Here is a 21,697-nt window from a genome sequence, read left to right as displayed (position 1 = left end):
GGCGAGCGCTTCGGGTTAACTGCCGGTGGAGAACTTTGTCGCGGGAAACGACGGCCACCCGTGCGGCGGCTCCAGAATCTCGATGGTCGCCTGGTCGACCAGGAAATACTGCCCGCCGTCCTCGCGCGGATTCGTATACGCCGCCGTCGCGACCGATCGGCCGAAATCCGCCATCACCGCGATGGGATAACCGCCGTCGAAGATCTCGCCGTGCGCGGCCGTGGCGACGGTTCCGGTTTCGTACCAGGTGACGAAGTACTGCGCCGGTCCGGTTTCGAAGACGCGCAGTGTCGCCTCTTTCTGCCGGACACCGGCGAAGTCACCGGAAACGCCCGTCCAGATCATCGTCGTCCGGTCCGCGTAGTGCTGCTCCAGCACGTTCCCGGAGCCGTAGTGGAAGTTCGCGCGAAGCTCGACGAGGTCGGTGCTGAGCGGATGGGTCCCGGTCACCGGGAAGAAGCGGACGTCGAGTCGCACGGGCTGAACCTCCGGATGGCGTGTTTCCGCAGGTTTATCAGCCCGTGGCGGCTCGATCGTTGTCCGGCGAAGCGATCCTGTTGTCGCTGGACGCGAGGATCAGCCGAACATGCCGGGCTGGTAGTCGCCGGCCGGGGTCCTGGCGATGACGTTGAGCCGGTTGTACGCGTTGATCGTGGCGACCAGCGCGATCAGGGCACCGATCTGCTCGTCGTCGTAGTGCTTGCACACCTGCGCCCAGGTCTCGTCGCTGACACCGTGATGCGCGTCGGCGATGCGGGTGCCCTCCTCGGCGAGTGCCAGCGCCGCGCGCTCCGCCTCGGTGAACACGTTCGCTTCCCGCCAGGCGGCGACCAGGTTGAGCCGCACCGAGGTCTCGCCGGCGTGTGCGGCGTCCTTGCTGTGCATGTCGGTGCAGAAACCGCAGCCGTTGATCTGGCTGGCGCGCAGCTTCACCAGCTCCTGGGTCGCGTGCGGCAGCGAGGACTCCTCGATCGGACGGCTCGCGGCGCCGAGACGCTTGGCGTACTTGACGATGACGTCGTTCTCGAACAGGTTGACTCGCGGTTCCATGATCTTTCCTCTCCGTCGGTTCTGCACACATGACGATGGGGCCGGAGGGGTTGTGACAGCTTTCGAAGTGACGCCGATCACTCCTCTGGGAGACGACCGGTTCGCTGATCATGCACATCTGAACGCGTCAAATGCGTGAAACTGCGCTCTCGGAGCATTGACGTTGCACAAAACTGCACCTAACGTGACAGCTATTGCGCACAACTGGCACGGATGGGGAGTTCATGAGCGGGACCTTCATGGCGGCGGAGATCGCGAGCCAGCCCGGCTGCTGGCGGGACGCGGGGGCGCTGGCCTCGGCCAACAGTGATCTGCTGCCGCCCCCGGGCGCGCGGGTCGCGATCGTCGGCTGTGGCACCTCGTGGTTCATCGGCCAGGCGTACGCCGTCCTCCGCGAGTCCGCCGGACTCGGCGAAACCGACGCTTTCGCCGCGTCGGAGTTTCCGGTGGGTCGCGGTTATGACCACGTCGTGGCGCTGACCCGGTCGGGGACGACGACCGAGGTCCACGCCTTGCTGGCGAAGCTGCGAGGCAAGACGCCGACCATCGCGATCACCGGCGTGCCCGGTGAGATCGAGGGCGCCGCGGACACCATCGTCGACCTGTCCGTCGTGGACGAGCGCTCGGTCGTGCAGACCCGCTTCGCCACCACGGCGCTGGCGATGCTGCGCGCGCACCTCGGCGAGGATCTGGACGCGGTCGCCGACCAGGCCGAACGCGTACTGGTCGAACCGCTGCCGGACGCGCTGGTCGGCGCCGAGCAGTTCAGCTTCCTCGGCACCGGCTGGTCTGTCGGCATCGCGAACGAGGCCGCGCTCAAATTCCGCGAGGCGTGTCTGCTGTGGACGGAGTCGTACCCGGCGTGGGACTACCGGCACGGCCCGATCAGCATCAGCGAACCCGGCCGCGTGACCTGGATGTTCGGTCAGGCGCCGGACGGGCTGGCCGACGACGTCGCCCGCGCGGGCGGTCTGTTCGTCGAGAGCGGCCTGGACCCGCTCGCGGACCTGGTCCGCGCGCAGCGGGTGGCCGGGGCGATCGCGGCCCGCAAGGGGCTCGATCCGGACAACCCCCGCAGCCTCACCCGCTCCGTCGTCCTGACCTGAGGCAGCCGTGATCGTCACCGTCACGCCGAACACCGCGCTGGACGTCACGTACACAGTGGACGGTCTGCGGCCCGGCGAGGTGCACCGGGCGCGGGACGTCCGGCTCCGGGCGGGTGGCAAGGGGGTCAACGTCGCCCGCGTGCTCCACGCGCTCGGCGCCGACGTCCGCGCGATCCTGACCGCGGGTGGTGCGACCGGGACCGCCGTCGTGGACGACCTCACGGCGGTGGGGGTCGCCGCGGATGTCGTCCCGATCGCCCGCGAAACCCGGCGCACCACCACGGTCCTGGCGGGCGACGGCTCGGTCACGCTGCTCAACGAGCCGGGGCCGCGGCTCGGTGGTGACGAATGGCAAGCGTTTGCGGCGGCCGTCCGGGCCCGGAACGCGGACGTGCTCGTCTGCTCGGGCAGTCTTCCGCCGGGAGCAGGGGGATACGCCGAACTTCTCGGCGCGGCACCGTCCATTCTGGACACTTCCGGCGAGGCGCTGCTCGCCGGACTGGTCGGGCGCCCGTCCGTGGTCAAACCCAACGCCGACGAACTGCGCGAGGTCACTGGTCTGCGTGATCCGGTGGCCGCCGCGGCCGAACTCCGCAGGGCCGGGGCGGAATCGGTCGTCGTCTCACTCGGAGCCGATGGCCTGCTGGCGGTCACGCCGTCCGGCACCTGGCACGCCGCACCGTCCACTGTGCTGCGTGGCAACACCACCGGCGCGGGTGACGCCGTCGTCGCGGCGCTGGCGCTGGGATTGAGCCGCGCCGAATCGTGGCCCGACATCCTGCGCCGCGCCGTCGCGTTGTCCGGGGCGGCGGTGCTCGGCCCGCTCGCCGGCGACGTCGACCTCGCGCACTACCAAGCCGAACAGGGGCTGGTCGCCGTGCGCGCCCACCCGGATTAGGAGAACCTCATGCCTCTGGTGGGAACCGGGGAGATCGTCGGAGCCGCCGCGGCGGCCAGGCACGGCTGCGGCGCGTTCAACGCGATCCAGCTCGAACACCTCACCGCGATCGTCGACGGCGCGGCCGCGGCGGAAGCGCCGGTGATCGTGCAACTGAGCCAGAACGCCGTGAAATACCACGGCTCGCTGGCGCCGGTCGGTACCGCGGCGCTGACCGCCGCCAGGGCCGCGGCCACCCCGGTCGCGGTCCATCTCGACCACGCCGAATCGGTCGACCTCGTCCGTGAGGCGGTGGCGCTCGGCTTCGGCTCGGTCATGTTCGACGCGTCCAAACTGGACTACACCGACAACGTACGCGCGACCCGGGAGGTCGCCGCGTACTGCCACGACCACGGAGTGTGGATCGAGGCGGAACTCGGCGAGGTCGGCGGCAAGGACGGCGTCCACGCTCCGGGCGCGCGCACCGATCCGGACGAGGCGGCGGAATTCGTCGCTTCCACCGGGGTGGACGCGCTGGCGGTGGCGGTGGGCAGTTCGCACGCCATGCTCACCCGCGACGCGGCATTGGACTTCGAGCTGATCGCGCGGCTACGGGACCGGGTACCGGTGCCGCTGGTGCTGCACGGCTCGTCCGGCGTCCCCGACGAGGGGCTGGCCGAAGCGGTGCGGGCCGGGATGACGAAGATCAATATCGCCACCCAGCTCAACAAGGTGTTCACCGTGGCGGCGGTCGACGACTGGCGCGCGCATCCGGAACGGGTCGACCCGCGGAAGTACCTCGGTGCCGGCCGGGCGGCCGTCGCCGTCGAGGTGCGGCGTCTGCTCGGTGTGCTCAAACTTGGGCGTGCTGAACCGGAAAAGGTGACGATTGAGCAGACTTTGCGCGATTGACTGTTGACATGTGCGTGAAACCTCACAAAACTGCGCAACAACAAGCAGAACTTGTGTGATCTTCGATCCAGGTGGTGGCGGATGCGGGTAGGCAAGCTCACGGCATTGACGGCAGGGGCGGCGCTCCTGCTCGCGGGATGCGGCGGCGGGGACGCGGGTGGCGGCACCGGCGAGAACGCGCTCCCGGGAGTCGATCAGTTCCTCAACGCGCCTTGTCCGGAGGCGGCAGTGAAACCCGCTACGGACAAGGAGTTCACGTACTGGTCCATGTGGACGGCCGACGAGCCGCAGGGCAAGGTCCTGCAGAAGGCCTTCAAATGCTTCCAGGAGAAGACCGGTGTCAAGGTCGACGTGCAGTGGCTGGGCCGTAAGGCCTACACCCAGAACCTGGTGCCCGCGCTGAACACCGACGCCGTGCCGGATCTGTTCGACCAGGACGTCAGCAAGGTCGGCGCGGCGATCATGACGCCGGGCGGCACGCAGAGCGTCGACGACGTGTTCGGCATGAAGGTCGGCGAGGGGGACAAGACCGTCAAGGACGTGCTTTCACCCAGCTCGTACGACTTCCCGCAGAACAAGGACCGCGAGGGCCACAACTTCATGGTCCCGTACACGATCCAGTCGAGCGCCTGGTGGTTCAACAAGGACACCGCCGGTGACATCCAGCAGCCGAAGACGATGGACGAGCTGATCGGGCTGTTCGACAAGGCCAAGACCGACGGCAAGGCCGCGATCAGCCTCGACGGCGACATCCCGTTCTACAACATGTACTTCTACACCCAGCTCGCCGAGCGGTACGTCGGCCCGGGCGGGCTGTACAAGGCGGCGACCGACAAGACCGGCCAGACGTGGAAGACCGACCCCGGTTTCCTCAAGGCCGCGACCGAGACCGCGAAGCTGCCGAAGTACTTCATCGACGGCTGGGACGCGGCGAAGTTCCCGCAGGTGCAGCAGCGCTGGGCCGACGGCGACTCCCGATTCCTCTACGTCGGCAGCTGGGCGCCGAGCGAGACCCGGGAGTACCTGGACAAGCAGGGTGCCGGAACGAAGATCAACTACGGTTCGTTCCAGTTCCCGATGCCCGCCGGCGCCACGCACGACACCGTCGAGCAGATGTCGATCGGCTTCTCGGTCACCAAGAAGGCCAAGCACGCCGAGGCGGCCAAGGCGTTCATCGCCTACTTCCTCAACAAGGACCTGCTTTCCGGGATCCCCGCGGTGGCCGACAACCTGGTGCCGCGCGCCGACCTCGCCGTGCCGGACGACCTCAAGCAGGTCAAGGCCGCGATGGACGACCCGAAGAAGGAACACGTCCTGCAGTACGACGGGATCGACGGCATCGCCGGTGGCAAATGGCAGACCGACGTCTTCGACCCGGCCGACATCGCGTTGCTGAAGGGGCAGCTCACCCCGGAGCGGTTCGTGGACCAGCTCGCCACCAAGGGCGCCGAGTTCTGGAAGAACCAGGGTTGATGGCCACGGTCACGACGACGAAGGTGCGGGTCCCGGAGGCCGGGGCCCACCTGCGCCGCAAGAAACGGCTGTTCTGGCCGTTCGCCGCACCGGCGCTGGTGCTGTACCTGGCCTTCCTGGTGCTGCCGACGATCGCGACCGTGGTGCTGAGTTTCACCAGCTGGGCGGGCGCCGGGGACACGCCGGAACCCAACGGCGTCACCAACTACACGCAGATGTGGTCGAGCGACTCGTTCCAGTACGCCTTCCGCAACACACTGGTCTACGTGTTCCTCGGCGGGATCGGCACGTTCGCGCTGGCGTTCCTGTTCACCATGGTGCTGCGGGACATGAAGGGCGGGAAGACCGTCCGCGCGATCCTGTTCTTCCCCAACATCGTGGCGCCGGTGGCGCTCGGGATGTTCCTCGGCTTCGTGTTCAAGTACCAGCCGGGGAAACAGGGGCTGGCGAACTACGTGATGGAGAGCCTCGGCGCGGACGCGACGAAGTTCCTCGCACCGTCCAATGTGACCGGTGTGGTGACGGCGTCGCTGATCTGGGCGAGTTCGGGGTTCTACATCACCATCCTGATGGCCGCGGTCGACCGCATCCCGCCGTATCTCTACGAGGACGCCGAGCTGGGCGGCGCGTCGCCGTGGCAGAAGTTCCGCAACATCACCCTGCCGATGACCTGGGACGTCGTCGGCGTCGCCGGGGTGCTGTGGACGATCAACGCGCTCAAGATCTTCGAGCTGGTGTTCGTACTGGCCGGGCCGGGCACCTACGCCCCGCCCAACGAGGCCTGGACGCTGGGGATCTACGTGTTCGACCGGACCTTCGGCTCGAACGGCACCCCGGACTTCGGCGCCGCCTGTGCCTGCGCGGTGGCGATGATCGCGCTGGTGTCCGTGCTCGTCGTCCTGTTGCGCCGGTTGATGCGCCGTGACGCGATCCAGTTCTGAGGGAGACGACATGTCCGTCACCGACGTCGAGGCGCCAGCGCGGCCCTCGCCGAAACCGGTGCGCAAGCCACCGCGCAAACCGCGCCCGGCGCCCGGCTCCAAAAAATTCAGCCCCTTGCGGGTGCTCGGTTCCACCATCGTGTGGCTGTTCACCGCCGGGAACATCCTGGTGCTGTACTGGCTGCTCACGGCCTCGTTCAAGACGCCGGTGGAGATCTTCACCAAACCGTTCGCCCTGCCCTACCAATGGTTCCACGTCGGCAAACCGTTCCGGAACTTCATCTACGCCTGGAGCAACGCCGGTTTCGGCGACGCCGTGGTGACCACCGTGGTCCTGGTCGGACTGGCGACGGTCGTGACGGTCGCCGTCTCGGCACCCTGCGCGTACGCGCTGACCCGGTTGGGGGTCCGCGGCGCCGGACCGATGACCAACGTCGTCGCGATCGGCATGGGTGTGCCGTTCCAGACGGTGATCATCCCGCTGTTCGTGGTGCTCAGCAAAGTGCATCTGGACAACGAGTACGGCCTGTTCGTGCTGTACGTGGCCCTGTCCATCCCGTTCACGGTGTTCCTGATGACCGGTTTCTTCCGGTCGCTGCCGGACGAACTGGAAGAGGCGGCCGCGCTCGACGGCGCGTCGCCGATGCGCACGTTCTTCTCGGTCATGCTGCCGCTGACGCGCGGCGGCATGATCACCGCGCTGACGCTGAACGCCATCGGCCTGTGGAACGAGACCCTGCTGGCGATCGTGTTCCTCAAGGACCAGGCGCATTTCACGCTGTCCCGCGCGCTGTTCACCTTCTACGGGGCCGCGAGCTACCAGTCGGAGTACGGCGGCCTGATCGCCGGGGTGGCGATCGTCGTGCTCCCGATGCTCGTGCTCTATCTCGTGCTCGCCCGCCGGATCATCACCGGCCTGACCCTCGGCGCCGGAAAGTAGGACCTGATGGCCACCGTGACCTTCTCCGACACCACGCGGTTCTACGCCGGGGTGGACCGCCCGGCGGTCGACGGCCTCGACCTCGAGGTCGCCGACGGCGAATTCCTGGTACTGGTCGGTCCTTCCGGCTGCGGGAAGTCGACGACACTGCGGATGCTCGCCGGGCTGGAAGGCGTCGACGACGGATCCATCCACATCGGCGACCGTGACGTCACCGAACTGCCGCCGAAGGACCGGGACATCGCGATGGTGTTCCAGAACTACGCGCTCTACCCGCATATGACGGTGGGGGAGAACATCGGCTTCCACCTCAAGCTGGCCAAGCTGGGCAAGGCCGAACGCGAGCGCAAGGTGCGCGAGGCCGCGGCCGTGCTCGACCTGACCGAGTACCTCGACCGCAAACCCGCGAAGCTGTCCGGCGGGCAGCGGCAGCGGGTCGCGATGGGCCGGGCGATCGTCCGCGAGCCGAGTGTGTTCCTGATGGACGAGCCACTGTCCAATCTGGACGCCAAGCTCCGGGTGCAGACGCGGACCCAGATCGCCTCCCTGCAGCGGCGGCTGGGCATCACGACGCTCTATGTCACACACGACCAGGTCGAGGCGATGACCATGGGGGACCGGGTCGCCGTGCTCAAGGACGGGATCCTGCAGCAGTGCGACACCCCGGTCGGGCTGTTCGCGCGGCCGGTCAACGTGTTCGTCGCCGGGTTCATCGGCTCGCCCGCGATGAACCTGCTGGAGACCACTGTGGACACCGATGGTGCCGTCGTCGGCGGCACGCGGCTGCCGCTGACCCCGGAGCAGCGGTCGGCGTTGACCGGACCCGGCATCGTCGTCGGCGTGCGGCCCGAAGGCTGGACGATCGGGGACGGCGGCTACGAGGCCATCGTCGAGGTCGTCGAGGAACTGGGCAGCGATCAGTACCTCTACTGCCGAGACGGCGACCGTGTGCTGACCGTTCGCACCCCGGGGATGGCTCCGTGGCAGCGCGGTGAGCCCATCTCCCTGACGCCGCAGCCGGGCGCGGTGCACCTGTTCGACGCCACGACCGGCGACAGGCTGCCGGACGCATGACCCGCCTGTACCGCACCGGGCTGGTGCTGCCTGCCGCCGAACTGGGCCCGGAGAACCCGTTGCCACCGCTGCGGAAACCCGAGGCGGTGGCGAAGGTGTCCAATGTGGACGAGCTGCCACCGGACCTGGCGGAGGGCATCGGGTACGGCCGCTTGGACACCACTCTGCCGTGCCTGCTGCAGGACGGCTATACCCGCGAGCGCACCGAACGCGAGCTTCCGGCACTGGTGCTGGAGAACGACCGGCTCCGTGCCACCGTGCTGCCTTCACTGGGCGGACGGCTGTACTCGCTGGTCCACAAACCGTCCGGCCGTGAACTGCTCTACCGCAACCCGGTGTTCCAGCCCGCGAACCTGGCCCTGCGGGACGCGTGGTTCGCCGGTGGCGTCGAATGGAACCTCGGCAGCACCGGGCACACCACGCTGACCTGCGAGCCGATGTTCGCCGCCGAGATCGAAGGTCCGGACGGCACGCCGGTGCTGCGGCTGTGGGAGTGGGAACGCACCCGTGATCTGCCGTATCAGATCGACTTCTGGCTGCCCGAAGGTTCGGACCATCTGCTCGTGGCGGTGCGGGTGCGGAATCCGCATCCCTACGACGTCCCGGTGTACTGGTGGTCGAACATCGCGGTCCCGCGGAACGACGGCACACGGGTGCTGGCACCCGCGACGCAGGCATGGCACTACGGTTATTCGGGGCGGCTGGATCTGGTCGACGTGACCGGAGACCTGACCTACCCGGCCCGCGCCGAAGCCGCGGCGGACTACTTCTTCGAGGTGGCCGGAAAGCCGTGGATCGCGGCCGTCGAGGGCGATGGCACGGGGCTGGCTCAGCTCTCCACCGGACGGCTGCGCGGCCGGAAGCTGTTCCTGTGGGGCGAATCCGCCGGTGGGCGGCGCTGGCAGGAGTGGCTGGCTCCCGGCGCGGGCGGCTATCTGGAGATCCAAGCCGGTCTCGCACGCACGCAGCTGGAGCACCTGCGGTTGACGGCGGGGGAGAGCTGGGACTGGCTGGAGGCCTACGGACCGGTCTCCGCGGATCCCGCGCTGGTGCACGGAGACGACTGGGCAGCGGCTCGCGAGGCGGTCGCAGCCGGTCTGCCGTCGGCGGAAACCCTGGACGATTACCACGACGCCTGGCGGAAGATCGCCGACGTCACCCCGGAATCCTTCCTGGCCACCGGATCCGGCTGGGGCGCGCTGGAGAACCGGCGGGCGCCGATGTGCCTGCCCGGGACGCCGTTCCCGGACGAATCGCTCGGTCCCGACCAGGAGCCGTGGCTCGCCTTGATCGACGGAACACCGCCGGACGGCGATCCGCTCGCCGTTCCTCCGCCGACGCTGGTGAACCGGTACTGGGCGGATCTCATGGAGTATGCCCCGAAGAACTGGCTGACCTGGTATCACCGCGGCGTCGCACACTGGGCGGCCGGACGGCATTCGGACGCCGTCCGCGCCTGGCGCGAGTCCGTCGCCGCCGACGAGAACCCTTGGGCGCTGCGGAATCTCGCGGTCGCCACGGCCGGCCCCGAGGCCGCCTGGCTGTACCGGCGAGCGGTCGCCCTCGCGCCGTCGTTGCGCCCGTTGGTCATCGAGGCCATCGCGGCGCAACTCGCCGCCGGGCTGCCGGGAGAAGCGGCCGCGTTGCTGGACGGACTTCCCCGCGAAGGCCGGATCGCCTTGCTGGCCGCCCGTACCTGTCTGGCACAAGGCGATATCGCCGGGGCCAAGGCCATTTATGGCGACGGCTTCGAGGTCGCGAACATCAGGGAAGGGGAAACGTCGCTTTCGGATACCTGGGCGGCGGTTTCGGAGGAACCGTTGCCGGCACAGTACGACTTCCGAATGAAGTGAGCGGCCGGGCCGCTGACCGGCGTGCCGCTCGCGGTGGACAACCGCGATGCAGCATACTGCTCGAAACAGTGGCCAACAGCGCAACCTCATGCGCGATAGGCCGCAGCGAGCTAGGAGTGGCGCGAATGGCCCGGCACGAACGGCTGAGCACCCTGCTGGACCTGCTGGGGCAGCGGGAAAAAATCGACGTCGAGGAGGTGGCCGAGGAGCTGAACGTCTCCGCGGCCACGATCCGGCGTGACCTCGACCACCTCGCGGAACAACAGCTGCTCACCCGCACCAGGGGTGGCGCGGTGGCCAACGATCTCGCCTACGACCTGCCGTTGCGGTACAAGACCGCACGGCATGTGCCCGAGAAGCAGCGGATCAGTGTGGCCGCGGCGGCGCTCGTGGCGCAGGGCATGGTGGTCGGCCTCAACGGCGGGACCACCACCGCCGGGGTCGCGCGGTCGCTGGCCACGCGCTCGGATCTCGCGAGCCTGCGTGATTCGCCGGGACTGACGGTGGTCACCAACGCGCTGAACATCGCGCACGAACTGGCCGTGCGGCCGCATGTGAAGATCGTGGTCACCGGTGGGGTCGCGCGCCCGCAGTCGTTCGAACTGAGTGGCCCGCTGGCCACGCGCGTGCTCAGTGAACTGACGATCGACCTGCTGTTCCTCGGGGTGGACGCGTTCGACGCCGAGGCCGGCGCTTTCGCCCACCACGAAGGCGAAGCGAGTATCAACCGGCTGATGGTCGAACGGGCGGAACGCGTCGTCGCGGTCGCCGACGGTTCGAAGCTGGGGCGCCGCGCGTTCGCCCGGATCTGCGCGACACCGCAGGTACACGCCCTCGTCACCGATGTCAACGCCGACCCGAAGGTGCTGCGGGCGTTCGAGGCCGCCGGGGTCGAGGTCCAAGCCGTCTGACCAAGTCCGTGAAGGCCTCCTTGCCTACTTTGAGGGTCAGGGTCCCGGCAAAGTCGAGGTTGATCAAGGGCGAGCCGAGGTAGGGCAGGCCTGATTCTGGATGCCGCGGGGCTACAGGTGCGGTTTCGGAGGAATGGCGTGAGTGGCGATTCGGGTGAGGGCCACGTGTGTCTTAGGTACCTACCATCGGGCGACACGCGTGATCCGACGGAGAGCACGCGTGAGTGAACGGAGAACACACGTGTCGAAACCTGCCGCTCCCGCGTGTCATCCATCCAGGCACAGGTGTCCTCCGTCTGATCACACGCGCCATCCATCCAGCCACGCGAAACCACCCACTCGGCCCCTCGCAAAACCGCGCAAGATGCCCAAATCGGGGCATTTGTGTCTCGAAGAGTGCCCCTTATGGACAGTCCGGACCCGGCTGAGGCCCCTTGCGTGGGCCCGCTCCCGCCGCGCGTTCGTCTTGTCCCGCTCTAGAAGTGCAGCCAACCAGCACTTATGCAACTCTGCCGGAACCCTGACCTTGAGGGTAGGGAAGGAGGCCTTCACGGCTTTCGAGCACCCCTTGCCACATAAGGATCTTCGGGCGACCCGACGAAAGTCGGCAGCACCGCTTCGGCGGATGACTTTGCGCGATCCGTGCGCTATACAGAGACCATCTTGCGTATTCATGCGCGAAAGGTGTCTGGAATGAGCAGAGTTGCGCAATCCCTGAGTTGTTTGGCCGCAGTGGCCTTACTCGGGCTTTCCCCGGTCGCCGCCCACGCCGACCCGGCCGCGGCGGCGGCAGGCAAGCTGGGCGATCTGACCGGAATCTCCGGCGACGGCGCCACGGTCACCCTGAACTCGGGAAGCGCCGCGGTGCGCGTCAGCTTCCCGGCCGAAGGCGCCGTCCGGGTCTGGCTGGCCCCGGACGGCACGTTCACCGATCCGGCCGGAAGCAAGATCGTGCTGCCGCGCACGGGCGACCCGGTCACCCCGAAGAAGACCGACAAGGGGGACTACTGGGCGGTTTCCACCGCCAAGGCGACGCTGCGGGCGTACAAGCACCCGATGCGGCTGGCGCTGTACGACGGCGCGGACCGCAAGCGGCTCTGGGAGGAGTCGGCGCCGCTGTCCTGGACCGACAAGCAGACCACGCAGACCCTGGCACGGACGGCCACCGAGCAGTTCGTCGGCGGTGGTGAGCAGAACGGCCGGTTCAGCCACCGCGACCAGACGATCCGGATCTTCGCCGACTACAACTGGAACGACGGCGGCGCACCGAATTCGCAGCCGTTCTACGCCTCCACGGCGGGATACGGCGTGCTGCGCAACACCTTCGCGCAAGGCACCTACGCCTTCACCGAGCCGGTGCGCACCACCCACGACGAGCGCCGCTTCGACGCGACCTACGTGGTCGGCGAAGGCCTCAAGGACGTCATCACCGGTTACACCGATCTGGTCGGGAAGCCTTTCCTGCCACCGCTTTACGGGCTTGAGCACGGTGACGCCGACTGCTACCTGCACAACGCCAACCGCGGTGAGCGGCACACGCTGGACGCGGTGAAGATCGCCGAGGGGTACACCCAGCACGGGATGCCGAACGGCTGGATGCTGGTCAACGACGGTTACGGCTGTGGGTACGAAAACCTCCAGCAGACAGGCGAAGGCCTGCGCAAGAACAACATGCAACTCGGCCTGTGGACCGAGAACGGCGTGCCGAACCAGGTCGAAGAGGTCAAGGCCGGGGTCCGGGTCCGCAAACTCGACGTCGCGTGGGTCGGTCCGGGCTACCAGTTCGCGCTGGACGCCTGCGACACCGCGCACAAGGGCATCGAGGACAACAGCGACGCGCGCGGCTTCGTCTGGACGCCGGTCAGCTGGGCGGGCGCGCAGCGCTGCGGCGTGCTGTGGAGCGGCGACCAAGCCGGTTCCTACGACTACATCAAGTGGCAGATCCCGACCTACGCCGGTGCCACGACGTCGGGGATCGCGTACAACACCGGCGACATCGACGGCATCTTCGGCGGCAGCCCGCAGACCTACGTCCGTGACCTGCAGTGGAAGTCGTTCCTGCCGGTCTCGATGACCATGGACGGCTGGGCCGCGTCGGACAAGCAGCCGTGGCGCTACGGCGAGCCGTACACCTCGATCAACCGCAAGTACCTGCTGCTCAAGGAACGGCTGCTGCCCTACACCTACAGCCATTCCGTGGAAGCGCACCAGACCGGCGTCGGACAGGTCCGGCCGCTGGCACTGGAATACCCCGACGACCCGAATGTCTGGGGCGCGAAGGCGAAGTACGAGTTCTTGTCCGGCAAGGACTTCCTGGTCGCTCCGGTCTACGAGAACTCCACCGTCCGCAACGGCATTTACCTGCCGAAGGGGACCTGGGTCGACTACTGGAGCGGCAAGACCTACACCGGACCGACCACTGTGGACGGTTACGACGCGCCACTCGACACGCTCCCGCTGTTCGTCCGCGCGGGTGCCGTGGTCCCGATGTGGGCTGAGGGCACGAAGTCGTGGCAGACCCGGGACAAGGGTGTGCTCGACCTCGACGTCTACCCGCAAGGCAAGGGTTCGTTCACGCTCACCGAGGACGACGGCGTGACCAGGGCGTACAAGAAGGGCGACCAGGCGAAGCAGACGTTCACCGTGGACGCGCCGGCTTCCGGTCTCGGCACGGTGACCGTGGGAATCGGCGCCAGTACGGGCTCCTATGCCGGAAAACCCGCCGCGCGGAACTACCAGCTGACCGTCCACACGGGAAGCAAGCCCGGCAGCGTAATGGTCGGGATGTCGGCACTTCGGCAGTTCGGCAGCAAGGCCGAACTGGACGCCGCGCCGTCGGGCTGGTGGTTCGACCCGGCCACGGGCGGGGTCGTGCGGGTCAAGACCGGCGTGCTCGGTGCCGGTGCCCGGCAGGACGTCCGGCTGTTCGGCACCAGCGCGGTCGGCGGGATCTTCCCCGAGGACCGCAACGGTTCGGTCACCCTTTCCGTGCCGGCGGTCGCCGGTCCCGGACAGACCGCGACGGGCACACTGAGCTTCACCAACGGCACGCCACTGCCGGTGCGGGACGTCGCGTTCTCCGTTCCCGCCAACGGCTTCCGTGTCGAGGTGCCCGCCGGTCCACGGCTGGTGATGCCCGGCGCGACCGTACGGGTCCCGGTGAAGGTCACGCCGGACGCGGGCATCAAGCCGGACGACTACCAGCTCACCGCGTCCGCGTCGTACCAGGCGCGGCTGGGGGAGAACCGGGTCACCGACTCGGTGACGGTCACCGTCCCGCACGGTTCGCTGGCGGCTGCCTACGGCAATGTCGGGGTCACCGACGCGGCCCACGTCGCGGCGGGTGACCTCGACGGTGGCGGCAGCAGCTTCCGGGCGGAAGGGCTCGCCGAGGCCGGTCTCAAACCCGGCGCGGGCTTTTCCGCTCTCGGTGCTCAGCTGACCTGGCCGCAAACCGGTACCGGGCAAAAGGACAACGTCCTCGCGTCCGGCCAGACGATCGCCGTGCGTGGGACGGGCGCCAAGCTGGTGCTGGCGGGAACCGGCACCGGCACGGCGAAGGGCACCGTCGTCGTCCGCTACGCCGACGGCAGCACGAGCCAGGCGGAACTCGGCTTCCCCAACTGGTGCTGCGCGGATCCCGCCCAGTACGGCGCGACCACGGTGGCGACCGTGATGGGCAAGAACACCCGCGCCGGGGCCGCGTATCCGACCGTGCCGTACCGGGTGTTCGCGAACTCCGTCCCGCTGACCGCGGGGAAGGAGGTCGTCGCGGTGACACTGCCCTCGAACACCGCCATGCACGTGTTCGCGGCGGGCATCGCCTAGGTAACCGCTGTCCGTGAAGGCCTCCTTGAGGGACTCAGAGTCCCTCAAGGAGGCCTTCACGGATTCGTGCTCCGCTCGCTGAGCTCCTCCGCCCAGATCAACGTCATGTACTCGGGGTAGGGCTCTGCCCGCGTGTCCCGGTGCGGGTCCGGACTGACTGACGGAAGCGGGGGCGAGGCCAGGGTGTCCACAAAGGACACTTTTTGTCAGTAAGGCGTCCGCCTTGAGCGGTATGTGTGGTTTCGCGAGGGGGTCGTGAGTGTCAAGTGGTGTTCTAACCCTAATCAGCACTCACGACCCGACTCAAAACCGTACATACAGGCCCCGATCGGACACGGAGTTGTGTGACAGTGTCCCTTGTGGATAGTCAAGGGCGCGCCGCGTCTCGCCGGGGAGTACCTGACTGCAGCCAAGTAGCGAATGCCTCTTTGAGGGCTCGCATTTGCTTACCTACTGGTGTGGAGCTTGTGTGGGTGGCCGGGGCGGTCCGTGAAGGCCTCCTTCACTACCTTCAGGGTAGGGAAGGAGGCCTTCACGGCAACGAGCCGATCACGACACCTTTACCTCTCAAGAGAACCGTCCTCACGAGACCGGACCGCTTCAGACCGCCACTGGCGTCCACAACGCGTCGATGGCGCGTTCGGCTTCGGCCAGGCTGGCTTCGGCCAGCGGGATGAGGTCCGCCATCGCCGGGTTGGTCTTCGCCATGGTCAGCTCGGCGGTGACGAACCGCGGTTCGAGGCCGGTCAGCGAGACGCCGTGGGGGATCCACGATTGAGCGTGGTCCCAGCCCGCGCGCGGGGTGCCCTCGCCGTAACCACCGCCACGCGAGGTCACGACGATGAAGTCGCGGCCGCCGAGCAGGCCTTCCCTGGTCTCGGCGTCGACTGTCAGTCCGGGCACGATCAGATGGTCGACCCAGGCCTTGACCGTGCTCGGCGGGCCGAAGTTGTACAGCGGCAGGCCCAGCAGGATCGTGTCGGCCGCCCTGACCTCGCCGACCAGTTCGGTGATGAGCCGCCAGGCCACGGCCTGGTCCGGGGTGTGCTGCTCCGGTGGCACCGTCCTGGCGATGTGGGCCGCCGTGCCCAGGTGCGGCAGGGGTTCGGCACCCAGGTCGCGGTAGGTGACGGTGCCCTCCGGATGCGCGGCGCGCCAGGCGGCGGCCGCCCGTGCGGTGAGGCGGCGGCTGATCGAGTGCTCGCCGGTGATGCTCGAGTCGATGTGCAGCAGGTTCGTCATATCTACTATCTTGCACAGATAGTTTGTGTAACGCAAACCATTGATGTCACGGCGGTCATCATGGAGGGCACGTACACTTGACCGGTGTCCGAACTCCCGGTCGTGAACCAGCCCCCGCACCGCTGCGGCGCGCTGCTCGACCACGTCACCCGCCGGATCCGGCTGCGCAGCGAGTCCGTCCTGACCCCGCTGGGCCTGCGGCCGCGGCATCTCGTCGCGTTGACCGTGCTGCGTGACCTCGGCGGCTGTTCCCAGCAGGACCTCGCGAAGACGCTGGAGATGGACGGCACGAACGTCGTCGGGCTGTTGAACGACCTCGAGGCCGCGAACCTCATCGAGCGCCGGCGCTCGCCGGTGGACCGGCGCCGGCATATCGTCGAACTCACCGACGTCGGCACCAAGCAACTCGTCAAAGCCGAGTTCGCGCTCGCCGCGGTCGAAGACGAGGTACTCGGCGCGCTCGACGACGATCAGCGCGAAACGCTCTACACCCTGCTGTACCAGGCGGCGGGACACGCCGAGCCCGCCGCCTGCGCCGGGGCCGCCCACGAAGACCACTGCTAGGCCCCGGCTTCTGACTGTCCATACAGGACACAGCTCGCGTTCCCCCGAAGCCGACGTCCGCCGCTCATGTCGCCACGTTGCCCTCACCCCCAAGAGCCGCCTGCGATTTCCCTCGATAACTCCACAATCGAACGGCGGCCGTAGGAGAATGTCAGGGTGAGTGACGCAGACGCCCGATGGCGCAACACCACGCACGACTGGACCGGTTCGGTCGACGCCGAGCATTTGGCGCTGATCCGCCGGAACCCGGGGGAGTTCGCGCCAGGCGGGGTCGTGCACCTCGTCCTCGAAGTGCTCGCCTACGCGGCGGAGGAGGCCGAAAGCACCGGCGGTGGACATGCCGTCGTCACGGTCCATCCCGACGGGTCGGTCTCCGTGGCGGACGACGGGCGGGGCACCGCCACCCGCGCAGACGGGAAAGGCGGTTTCGTGAAGAAGCCGGTCATGTCGACCAAGGATCTGCGCTTCTTCGATTTCCCTGGCGCGCAACGGCTCCCGGACGGCCATCCGCGTCGTGGCCTGTCGGTCGTGGCGGCGCTGAGCGACTGGCTGGTGCACACCAACCGGCGCCTCGATGGCTCTTGGACCCAGCGTTACGAACGTGGCGTCCCGGTCACCGATCTCACGCCGATCGCGGACGACGGCACGACCGGCACGACGGTGCGTTTCCTGCCCGGACAGGAAGCAGGCCCGGTACGGCTGCCGGAGCTCGGCGTGTGGCGGTATCTGAGTGTGGAGGTCGTCGGATGAGAAGGTGCCTGACTCTGGCCGCGGCGGCCCTCGTCCTGCTCGCCGGGTGCTCCGGCGGCGAACCTCCGCAGGCGCCACCGAAAGCGGTCTACGACCTGCCCGCCCGGGAGGTCCGCCCGGACGAGACCGCACTGCACCTGGCGCCGGTGATGAACGGCGAGACCGAGTTCTCGGTGATCGGACTGGCCGCCGGGCTCCCCGGCCTCACCGGCAGCCACGCCGAGTTCGAGGCCAAGGGGCAGTTCGTCCGGCTCCGCCTGGTGGTGACCGGAAAGGGGCTGTCCGGCATTCTCTTCGACACGCGGCGCCAGCAACTGATCACCGATTCCGGTGCGGTGATCGCGGTCGACAACCAGGCCATGACGATCAAGCGGCAGCCAGACAAGTTCGAACTCGGGCGCGGTGTCCGGGTCGAGTTCGATCTCTACTTCGACCTCCCGAAAGAGGCGAAACCCGTGTCACTGCGGGCTTTCGGTGGCCCGACGCTCACCGACATGAAGAACCTCACCGGCACCGACATCAAGCTGACATGAGAAGGGCCCCGCCGCGAGAAGCGACGGGGCCCTTTCAACGGCGTCAGACGCCGAGGTCACCACCGAGATAGGCGGCCCGCACCTGCGGGTCGTCCAGCAGCTCGGCACCGCGGGCGCTCTTGACCACTTGACCGGTCTCCAGCACGTACGCGCGGTCGGAGAGCTTCAGCGCCTGCTGCGCGTTCTGCTCCACCAGCAGGACCGTGGTCCCTCGCTTGTTGATCTCGCGGATGATGTCGAAGATCTGCGCGATCAGCATCGGCGCCAGCCCCATGGACGGCTCGTCGAGCAGCAGCACCTTGGGTTTGGTCATCAGCGCGCGGCCGATGGCGATCATCTGCTGTTCGCCACCGGACATCGTGCCGCCGAACTGGGTTTTGCGTTCGTTCAGCCGCGGGAACAGCTCGTAGACCTCGTCGAGGTCGGCCTTCAGGTCGTCCTTGCGGGTGTAGGCACCCATCAGGAGGTTCTCCTGCACCGTCATACCGGGGAACACACCCCGGCCTTCCGGTGACTGGCCGATCCCGAGCTCGACCCGTTTGTGGCCGGGCGTCTTCGAGATGTCCTTGCCGTCGAAGAGGATCCGGCCGCTGGTCAGCGGACGCAGGCCCGAGATCGTCTTCAACGTCGTGGTCTTGCCGGCACCGTTGGCCCCGATGAGCGAAACGATCTCGCCCTCGTCGACCTCGATGGTCATTCCCTTGAGCGCGGCGATCTTCCCGTAGTGGACGTTGATGTCCTGAACCTCAAGAAGCATCTTCCGCCACCCCCAGGTAAGCCTCGATCACCTTTTGGTTGTTCTGCACCTCGTGGGGGAGCCCTTCTGCGATCTTCTGGCCGAAGTCGAGCACGGCCAGCCGGTCGGCGATCTGCATGACCAAGCCCATGTCGTGCTCGATGAGCAGCACGGTCCGGCCGTCGTCACGGATCTTGCGGATCAGCTGCTGCAACGAGTTCTTCTCCGCCGGGTTCATGCCGGCGGCGGGCTCGTCGAGCAGCAGCAGCTTCGGATCGGTCGCGAGCGCACGCGCGATCTCCAGACGGCGCTGGTCGCCGTAGGAGAGGTTCTTCGCGGTGTGGTGCTCCACGCGGCCGATGCCGACGAAGTCCAGCAGATCACGCGCCAGCTCGCGGCCCCGCTTCTCTTCCCTGCGGTGCACGGGCAGGCCCAGCGTCGCCGAGATCGCGCCGGTCTTGTGGTGCGAGTCGGCACCGACCATCACGTTCTCGAGCGCCGACATGTTGTGGAACAGCCTGATGTTCTGGAACGTACGGGCGATCCCGGCCTGGTTGATCTTGAACCGCTTCATACCGCTGACCTGGCCGCCGTTGAAGCGCACCTGGCCCTCGCTCGGCTGGTAGACACCGGTGACCACGTTGAAGACCGTGGTCTTGCCCGCACCGTTCGGGCCGATCAGCGCGAAGATCTCACCCTGGTTGATGGTGAGGTTGACTTCCTTCAGGGCCGTGACACCGCCGAAGCGCATCGTCACGTCGTCGAATTCGAGCAGTGCGCTCATTTGGTCACCTCCGCCGAAGCCTCGGAATCCGGACCCGCGACTTCGGCGCCCATGGCACCCATCCCGCCCGTTCCTTCATGTAGTTCCGCCTTGCGCTGCCGCGACGGCAGCAGCCCCTCCGGCCGCATCGCCATCATCAGCACCAGCACGGCGCCGAAGATCAGGATGCGGTACTCGGACAGGAACCGGAACCGCTCCGGGAGCCAGGCGACCAGGAAGGCGCCGAGGATCACGCCGGGCAGGTTCCCCGCGCCACCGAGCACGACCGCCGCGAGGATGGTCGCCGACAGGATGAACGGGAAGTTGTTCGGCTCGATGAAGACGGCCTTGCTGGCGTAGACCGCACCGGCCATCCCGCCGAGCATGGCGCCGATGGCGAACGCCAGCAGCTTGAACTTGAACGTCGGGACGCCCATCAGTTCGGCGGCGTCCTCGTCCTCGCGGATGGCCGCCCACGCCCGCCCGACCCGGCTTCGGTGCAGCCGCACCGAGAAGACGATCGCGACCACGATCGCCGCCAGGACCAGGTAGTAGTACGGCGCCGGGTCGAGCAGGAACTCGGTACCGAAGATCGGCTCCGGATGCGGGACGTTGGTGATACCGCGGGAGCCACCGATGCTGTCGGTGTTGACCGCCGTGATCCGGACGATCTCACCGAAGCCGAGTGTCACGATCGCCAGGTAGTCGCCGCGGAGCCGGAGTGTCGGCGCACCGAGGATCACCCCCGACATCGCCGCCAGGAAGATGCCGAGTACGAGGCATCCCCAGAAACTCCAGCCGTATTTCGTGCCCATCACGGCGAGCGTGTAGGCGCCGATCGCGAAGAACGCGACGAACCCGAGGTCCAGCATGCCGGCGTGGCCGACCACGATGTTCAGCCCGATCGCCAGCAGGATGTAGATCCCGACCGGGAAGATCAGGACCGTCGTCCAGTCCGAGTCCGGCGACATGAAGGAGCCGATCGCCGGTGCGGGCAGGATCAGCGCGCCGATGATCAGGGCGAGGTAAACGCCATAACGCTGCCAATGCGGCGCGCGGGCCCACCAATCCCGCATGCCGTCGACGGGGTGAAACCCGCCGCCCGCGGGCTTTCCGTTTTCTGTAGACACTGCTTCGTCGCCCTTCATGCGCGTGCCCGCTGTAGCGATTCACCGAGGATGCCGGTGGGTCGGAACATCAGGACCAGCACCAGCACCACGAAGGCGGTGACGTCCTTCCAAGCCGAACCGAAGAAGATGGAACTCCAGTTCTCCACCAGGCCGAGCACGATGCCGCCGAGCAACGCGCCGCGCAGGTTGCCGATACCTCCCAGCACGGCCGCGGTGAACGCCTTGATGCCAAGGAGGAAACCGATCCGGTACTCGGTGTTCTCGTACTCCATGACGTACAGCGCCGCTGCGACACCGGCCATCGCGCCACCGAGCAGGAACGTGAGGCGCACGATCTTGTCGATGCTGACGCCCATCAGCACGGCGGCCTCGGGATCCTGTGCGGTGGCACGGATACCGCGGCCGATGCGGGTGCGGCTGACCAGCTGGTCGAGGACGATCATCATGATCACGGCACCGACGACGACGAACACGTGATCTGTGCGCACCACACCGTTACCGATGTGGAACAGCGGTTCGTGCGGGATGAACCGTGGCGCGTTCTGTTGCACACGGCCGGATTTGCCGGTGATCCATTCGATGATGTGGAGACCGAACGCCTCCTGGAGGAACAGCGAAGCGCCGATGGCGGAGATGAGAGCCGCGAGCCGGGTCGCGCCCTTCTTCCGGAGTGGCCGGTACGCCACCTGTTCCAGCAACACCGCCGCTCCACCGGACACGGCGGCGGAGGCGATGACGATCAGCAGCAGTACGGCGATCATCCCGAACACGCCGAGCGTGATCGGGGCGGTGCCGCCCGCGAGGCTGATCAGGACGAACAGGGACGTGATCGTCCCGATCATGAAAATCTCGGAATGTGCGAAGTTGATGAGCCGGAGCACGCCGTAGACCATTGTGTAGCCGAGGGCGATGAGGGCGTAGATGCTTCCGGCGACCAGTCCGCCGATGGTGCTACCGAGGAACTGGGCTTGCAGATCTTGGAGCATGACGTGGATGCCTTACCTGACGGGGCGG

Annotated in this window: 20 protein-coding genes; 13 read left to right on the top strand and 7 right to left on the bottom strand. The window is 67.5% G+C overall.

The genetic code is table 11. The annotated features are described in order from the left end of the window. Positions 1-15: 15 nt before the first annotated feature. Together ACZ5ZX_RS32885 and ACZ5ZX_RS32880 are read right to left on the bottom strand one after the other, a co-directional pair. Positions 16-477, bottom strand: coding sequence for a MoaF C-terminal domain-containing protein (locus tag ACZ5ZX_RS32885; RefSeq protein ID WP_465505874.1), 462 nt, complete (start codon positions 475-477; stop codon positions 16-18). Between the two features lie 99 nt (positions 478-576). Continuing rightward, the gene (locus ACZ5ZX_RS32880; RefSeq protein ID WP_465505873.1) at positions 577-1,050 is read right to left on the bottom strand and encodes a carboxymuconolactone decarboxylase family protein; all 474 of its coding nucleotides are present in this window, start codon (positions 1,048-1,050) and stop codon (positions 577-579) included. Between the two features lie 224 nt (positions 1,051-1,274). On the opposite strand from ACZ5ZX_RS32880, the gene ACZ5ZX_RS32875 reads away from it, so the two are divergent. The 10 genes from ACZ5ZX_RS32875 to ACZ5ZX_RS32830 all read left to right on the top strand — a co-directional run bounded on the left by ACZ5ZX_RS32875 (position 1,275) and on the right by ACZ5ZX_RS32830 (position 14,965). Beyond that, positions 1,275-2,156, top strand: a complete 882-nt coding sequence (locus ACZ5ZX_RS32875) for an SIS domain-containing protein (RefSeq protein WP_465505872.1) — start codon at positions 1,275-1,277, stop codon at positions 2,154-2,156. A gap of 7 nt (positions 2,157-2,163) precedes the next feature. Then, a complete protein-coding gene (locus ACZ5ZX_RS32870) occupies positions 2,164-3,054 on the top strand; it encodes a 1-phosphofructokinase family hexose kinase (protein WP_465505871.1) in 891 nt (296 codons plus the stop codon). 9 nt (positions 3,055-3,063) lie between these two features. Further along, positions 3,064-3,945, top strand: coding sequence for a class II fructose-bisphosphate aldolase (locus tag ACZ5ZX_RS32865; protein WP_465505870.1), 882 nt, complete (start codon positions 3,064-3,066; stop codon positions 3,943-3,945). An 81-nt stretch (positions 3,946-4,026) separates the two neighbouring features. Beyond that, complete coding sequence (locus ACZ5ZX_RS32860) at positions 4,027-5,418, top strand: ABC transporter substrate-binding protein (RefSeq protein WP_465505869.1); 1,392 nt, start codon at positions 4,027-4,029, stop codon at positions 5,416-5,418. Then, on the top strand, positions 5,418-6,359 hold the full coding sequence (locus tag ACZ5ZX_RS32855; RefSeq protein ID WP_465505868.1) for a carbohydrate ABC transporter permease: 942 nt from the start codon (positions 5,418-5,420) through the stop codon (positions 6,357-6,359). The genes ACZ5ZX_RS32860 and ACZ5ZX_RS32855 overlap by 1 nt, the downstream gene beginning before the upstream one ends. Positions 6,360-6,369: 10 nt before the next feature. Beyond that, positions 6,370-7,299, top strand: coding sequence for a carbohydrate ABC transporter permease (locus ACZ5ZX_RS32850; RefSeq protein ID WP_465505867.1), 930 nt, complete (start codon positions 6,370-6,372; stop codon positions 7,297-7,299). A 6-nt stretch (positions 7,300-7,305) separates the two neighbouring features. Continuing rightward, the gene (locus ACZ5ZX_RS32845; RefSeq protein WP_465505866.1) at positions 7,306-8,373 is read left to right on the top strand and encodes an ABC transporter ATP-binding protein; all 1,068 of its coding nucleotides are present in this window, start codon (positions 7,306-7,308) and stop codon (positions 8,371-8,373) included. Beyond that, on the top strand, positions 8,370-10,226 hold the full coding sequence (locus ACZ5ZX_RS32840; RefSeq protein WP_465505865.1) for a DUF5107 domain-containing protein: 1,857 nt from the start codon (positions 8,370-8,372) through the stop codon (positions 10,224-10,226). Before ACZ5ZX_RS32845 ends, ACZ5ZX_RS32840 begins: the two co-directional genes overlap by 4 nt. A gap of 125 nt (positions 10,227-10,351) precedes the next feature. Beyond that, complete coding sequence (locus ACZ5ZX_RS32835) at positions 10,352-11,137, top strand: DeoR/GlpR family DNA-binding transcription regulator (RefSeq protein ID WP_465505864.1); 786 nt, start codon at positions 10,352-10,354, stop codon at positions 11,135-11,137. A 693-nt stretch (positions 11,138-11,830) separates the two neighbouring features. Next, entirely contained in the window at positions 11,831-14,965 is a 3,135-nt protein-coding gene (locus ACZ5ZX_RS32830) for a TIM-barrel domain-containing protein (protein ID WP_465505863.1), read from the top strand. Positions 14,966-15,565: 600 nt separating this feature from the next. Here the strand turns inward: ACZ5ZX_RS32830 and ACZ5ZX_RS32825 are convergent. Beyond that, complete coding sequence (locus tag ACZ5ZX_RS32825; RefSeq protein WP_465505862.1) at positions 15,566-16,207, bottom strand: FMN-dependent NADH-azoreductase; 642 nt, start codon at positions 16,205-16,207, stop codon at positions 15,566-15,568. An 84-nt stretch (positions 16,208-16,291) separates the two neighbouring features. Between ACZ5ZX_RS32825 and ACZ5ZX_RS32820 the strand changes: the two genes are divergently transcribed. The 3 genes from ACZ5ZX_RS32820 (at position 16,292) to ACZ5ZX_RS32810 (ending at position 18,054) form a co-directional block, all read left to right on the top strand. Then, on the top strand, positions 16,292-16,771 hold the full coding sequence (locus ACZ5ZX_RS32820; RefSeq protein ID WP_465505861.1) for a MarR family winged helix-turn-helix transcriptional regulator: 480 nt from the start codon (positions 16,292-16,294) through the stop codon (positions 16,769-16,771). Positions 16,772-16,927: 156 nt separating this feature from the next. Beyond that, positions 16,928-17,521 (top strand): ATP-binding protein, encoded by a 594-nt coding sequence (locus ACZ5ZX_RS32815; RefSeq protein WP_465505860.1) that lies wholly within the window; start codon positions 16,928-16,930, stop codon positions 17,519-17,521. Further along, positions 17,518-18,054: a DUF4352 domain-containing protein gene (locus tag ACZ5ZX_RS32810; RefSeq protein WP_465505859.1), complete on the top strand. Its 537-nt coding sequence runs from the start codon at positions 17,518-17,520 to the stop codon at positions 18,052-18,054. The genes ACZ5ZX_RS32815 and ACZ5ZX_RS32810 overlap by 4 nt, the downstream gene beginning before the upstream one ends. Before the next feature lie 43 nt (positions 18,055-18,097). On the opposite strand, the gene ACZ5ZX_RS32805 is transcribed toward ACZ5ZX_RS32810, so the two are convergent. From ACZ5ZX_RS32805 to ACZ5ZX_RS32790, 4 genes are read right to left on the bottom strand one after another with little or no spacing between them, the layout of a single operon-like run. Next, a complete protein-coding gene (locus ACZ5ZX_RS32805; RefSeq protein WP_037313346.1) occupies positions 18,098-18,811 on the bottom strand; it encodes an ABC transporter ATP-binding protein in 714 nt (237 codons plus the stop codon). Further along, positions 18,801-19,574 (bottom strand): ABC transporter ATP-binding protein, encoded by a 774-nt coding sequence (locus tag ACZ5ZX_RS32800; protein WP_465505858.1) that lies wholly within the window; start codon positions 19,572-19,574, stop codon positions 18,801-18,803. The genes ACZ5ZX_RS32805 and ACZ5ZX_RS32800 overlap by 11 nt, the downstream gene beginning before the upstream one ends. Then, positions 19,571-20,701: a branched-chain amino acid ABC transporter permease gene (locus ACZ5ZX_RS32795; protein ID WP_465505857.1), complete on the bottom strand. Its 1,131-nt coding sequence runs from the start codon at positions 20,699-20,701 to the stop codon at positions 19,571-19,573. Before ACZ5ZX_RS32795 ends, ACZ5ZX_RS32800 begins: the two co-directional genes overlap by 4 nt. Then, positions 20,698-21,669 (bottom strand): branched-chain amino acid ABC transporter permease, encoded by a 972-nt coding sequence (locus ACZ5ZX_RS32790; protein ID WP_465505856.1) that lies wholly within the window; start codon positions 21,667-21,669, stop codon positions 20,698-20,700. Before ACZ5ZX_RS32790 ends, ACZ5ZX_RS32795 begins: the two co-directional genes overlap by 4 nt. Between the last annotated feature and the right edge of the window lie 28 nt (positions 21,670-21,697).

This window comes from Amycolatopsis sp. NPDC033938 (genome assembly GCF_055575975.1).
Note: the sequence above shows the minus strand (reverse complement) of the source record. Positions and strands in the feature narration are given on the sequence as shown.

Coding starts and splice junctions, on each gene's coding strand:
- ACZ5ZX_RS32880 (WP_465505873.1), bottom strand. CDS start 1,050: ATGGAACCGCGAGTCAACCTGTTCGAGAACGACGTCATCGTCAAGTAC.
- ACZ5ZX_RS32875 (WP_465505872.1), top strand. CDS start 1,275: ATGAGCGGGACCTTCATGGCGGCGGAGATCGCGAGCCAGCCCGGCTGC.
- ACZ5ZX_RS32865 (WP_465505870.1), top strand. CDS start 3,064: ATGCCTCTGGTGGGAACCGGGGAGATCGTCGGAGCCGCCGCGGCGGCC.
- ACZ5ZX_RS32860 (WP_465505869.1), top strand. CDS start 4,027: ATGCGGGTAGGCAAGCTCACGGCATTGACGGCAGGGGCGGCGCTCCTG.
- ACZ5ZX_RS32855 (WP_465505868.1), top strand. CDS start 5,418: ATGGCCACGGTCACGACGACGAAGGTGCGGGTCCCGGAGGCCGGGGCC.
- ACZ5ZX_RS32850 (WP_465505867.1), top strand. CDS start 6,370: ATGTCCGTCACCGACGTCGAGGCGCCAGCGCGGCCCTCGCCGAAACCG.
- ACZ5ZX_RS32845 (WP_465505866.1), top strand. CDS start 7,306: ATGGCCACCGTGACCTTCTCCGACACCACGCGGTTCTACGCCGGGGTG.
- ACZ5ZX_RS32840 (WP_465505865.1), top strand. CDS start 8,370: ATGACCCGCCTGTACCGCACCGGGCTGGTGCTGCCTGCCGCCGAACTG.
- ACZ5ZX_RS32835 (WP_465505864.1), top strand. CDS start 10,352: ATGGCCCGGCACGAACGGCTGAGCACCCTGCTGGACCTGCTGGGGCAG.
- ACZ5ZX_RS32830 (WP_465505863.1), top strand. CDS start 11,831: ATGAGCAGAGTTGCGCAATCCCTGAGTTGTTTGGCCGCAGTGGCCTTA.
- ACZ5ZX_RS32825 (WP_465505862.1), bottom strand. CDS start 16,207: ATGACGAACCTGCTGCACATCGACTCGAGCATCACCGGCGAGCACTCG.
- ACZ5ZX_RS32810 (WP_465505859.1), top strand. CDS start 17,518: ATGAGAAGGTGCCTGACTCTGGCCGCGGCGGCCCTCGTCCTGCTCGCC.
- ACZ5ZX_RS32805 (WP_037313346.1), bottom strand. CDS start 18,811: ATGCTTCTTGAGGTTCAGGACATCAACGTCCACTACGGGAAGATCGCC.
- ACZ5ZX_RS32800 (WP_465505858.1), bottom strand. CDS start 19,574: ATGAGCGCACTGCTCGAATTCGACGACGTGACGATGCGCTTCGGCGGT.
- ACZ5ZX_RS32795 (WP_465505857.1), bottom strand. CDS start 20,701: ATGAAGGGCGACGAAGCAGTGTCTACAGAAAACGGAAAGCCCGCGGGC.
- ACZ5ZX_RS32790 (WP_465505856.1), bottom strand. CDS start 21,669: ATGCTCCAAGATCTGCAAGCCCAGTTCCTCGGTAGCACCATCGGCGGA.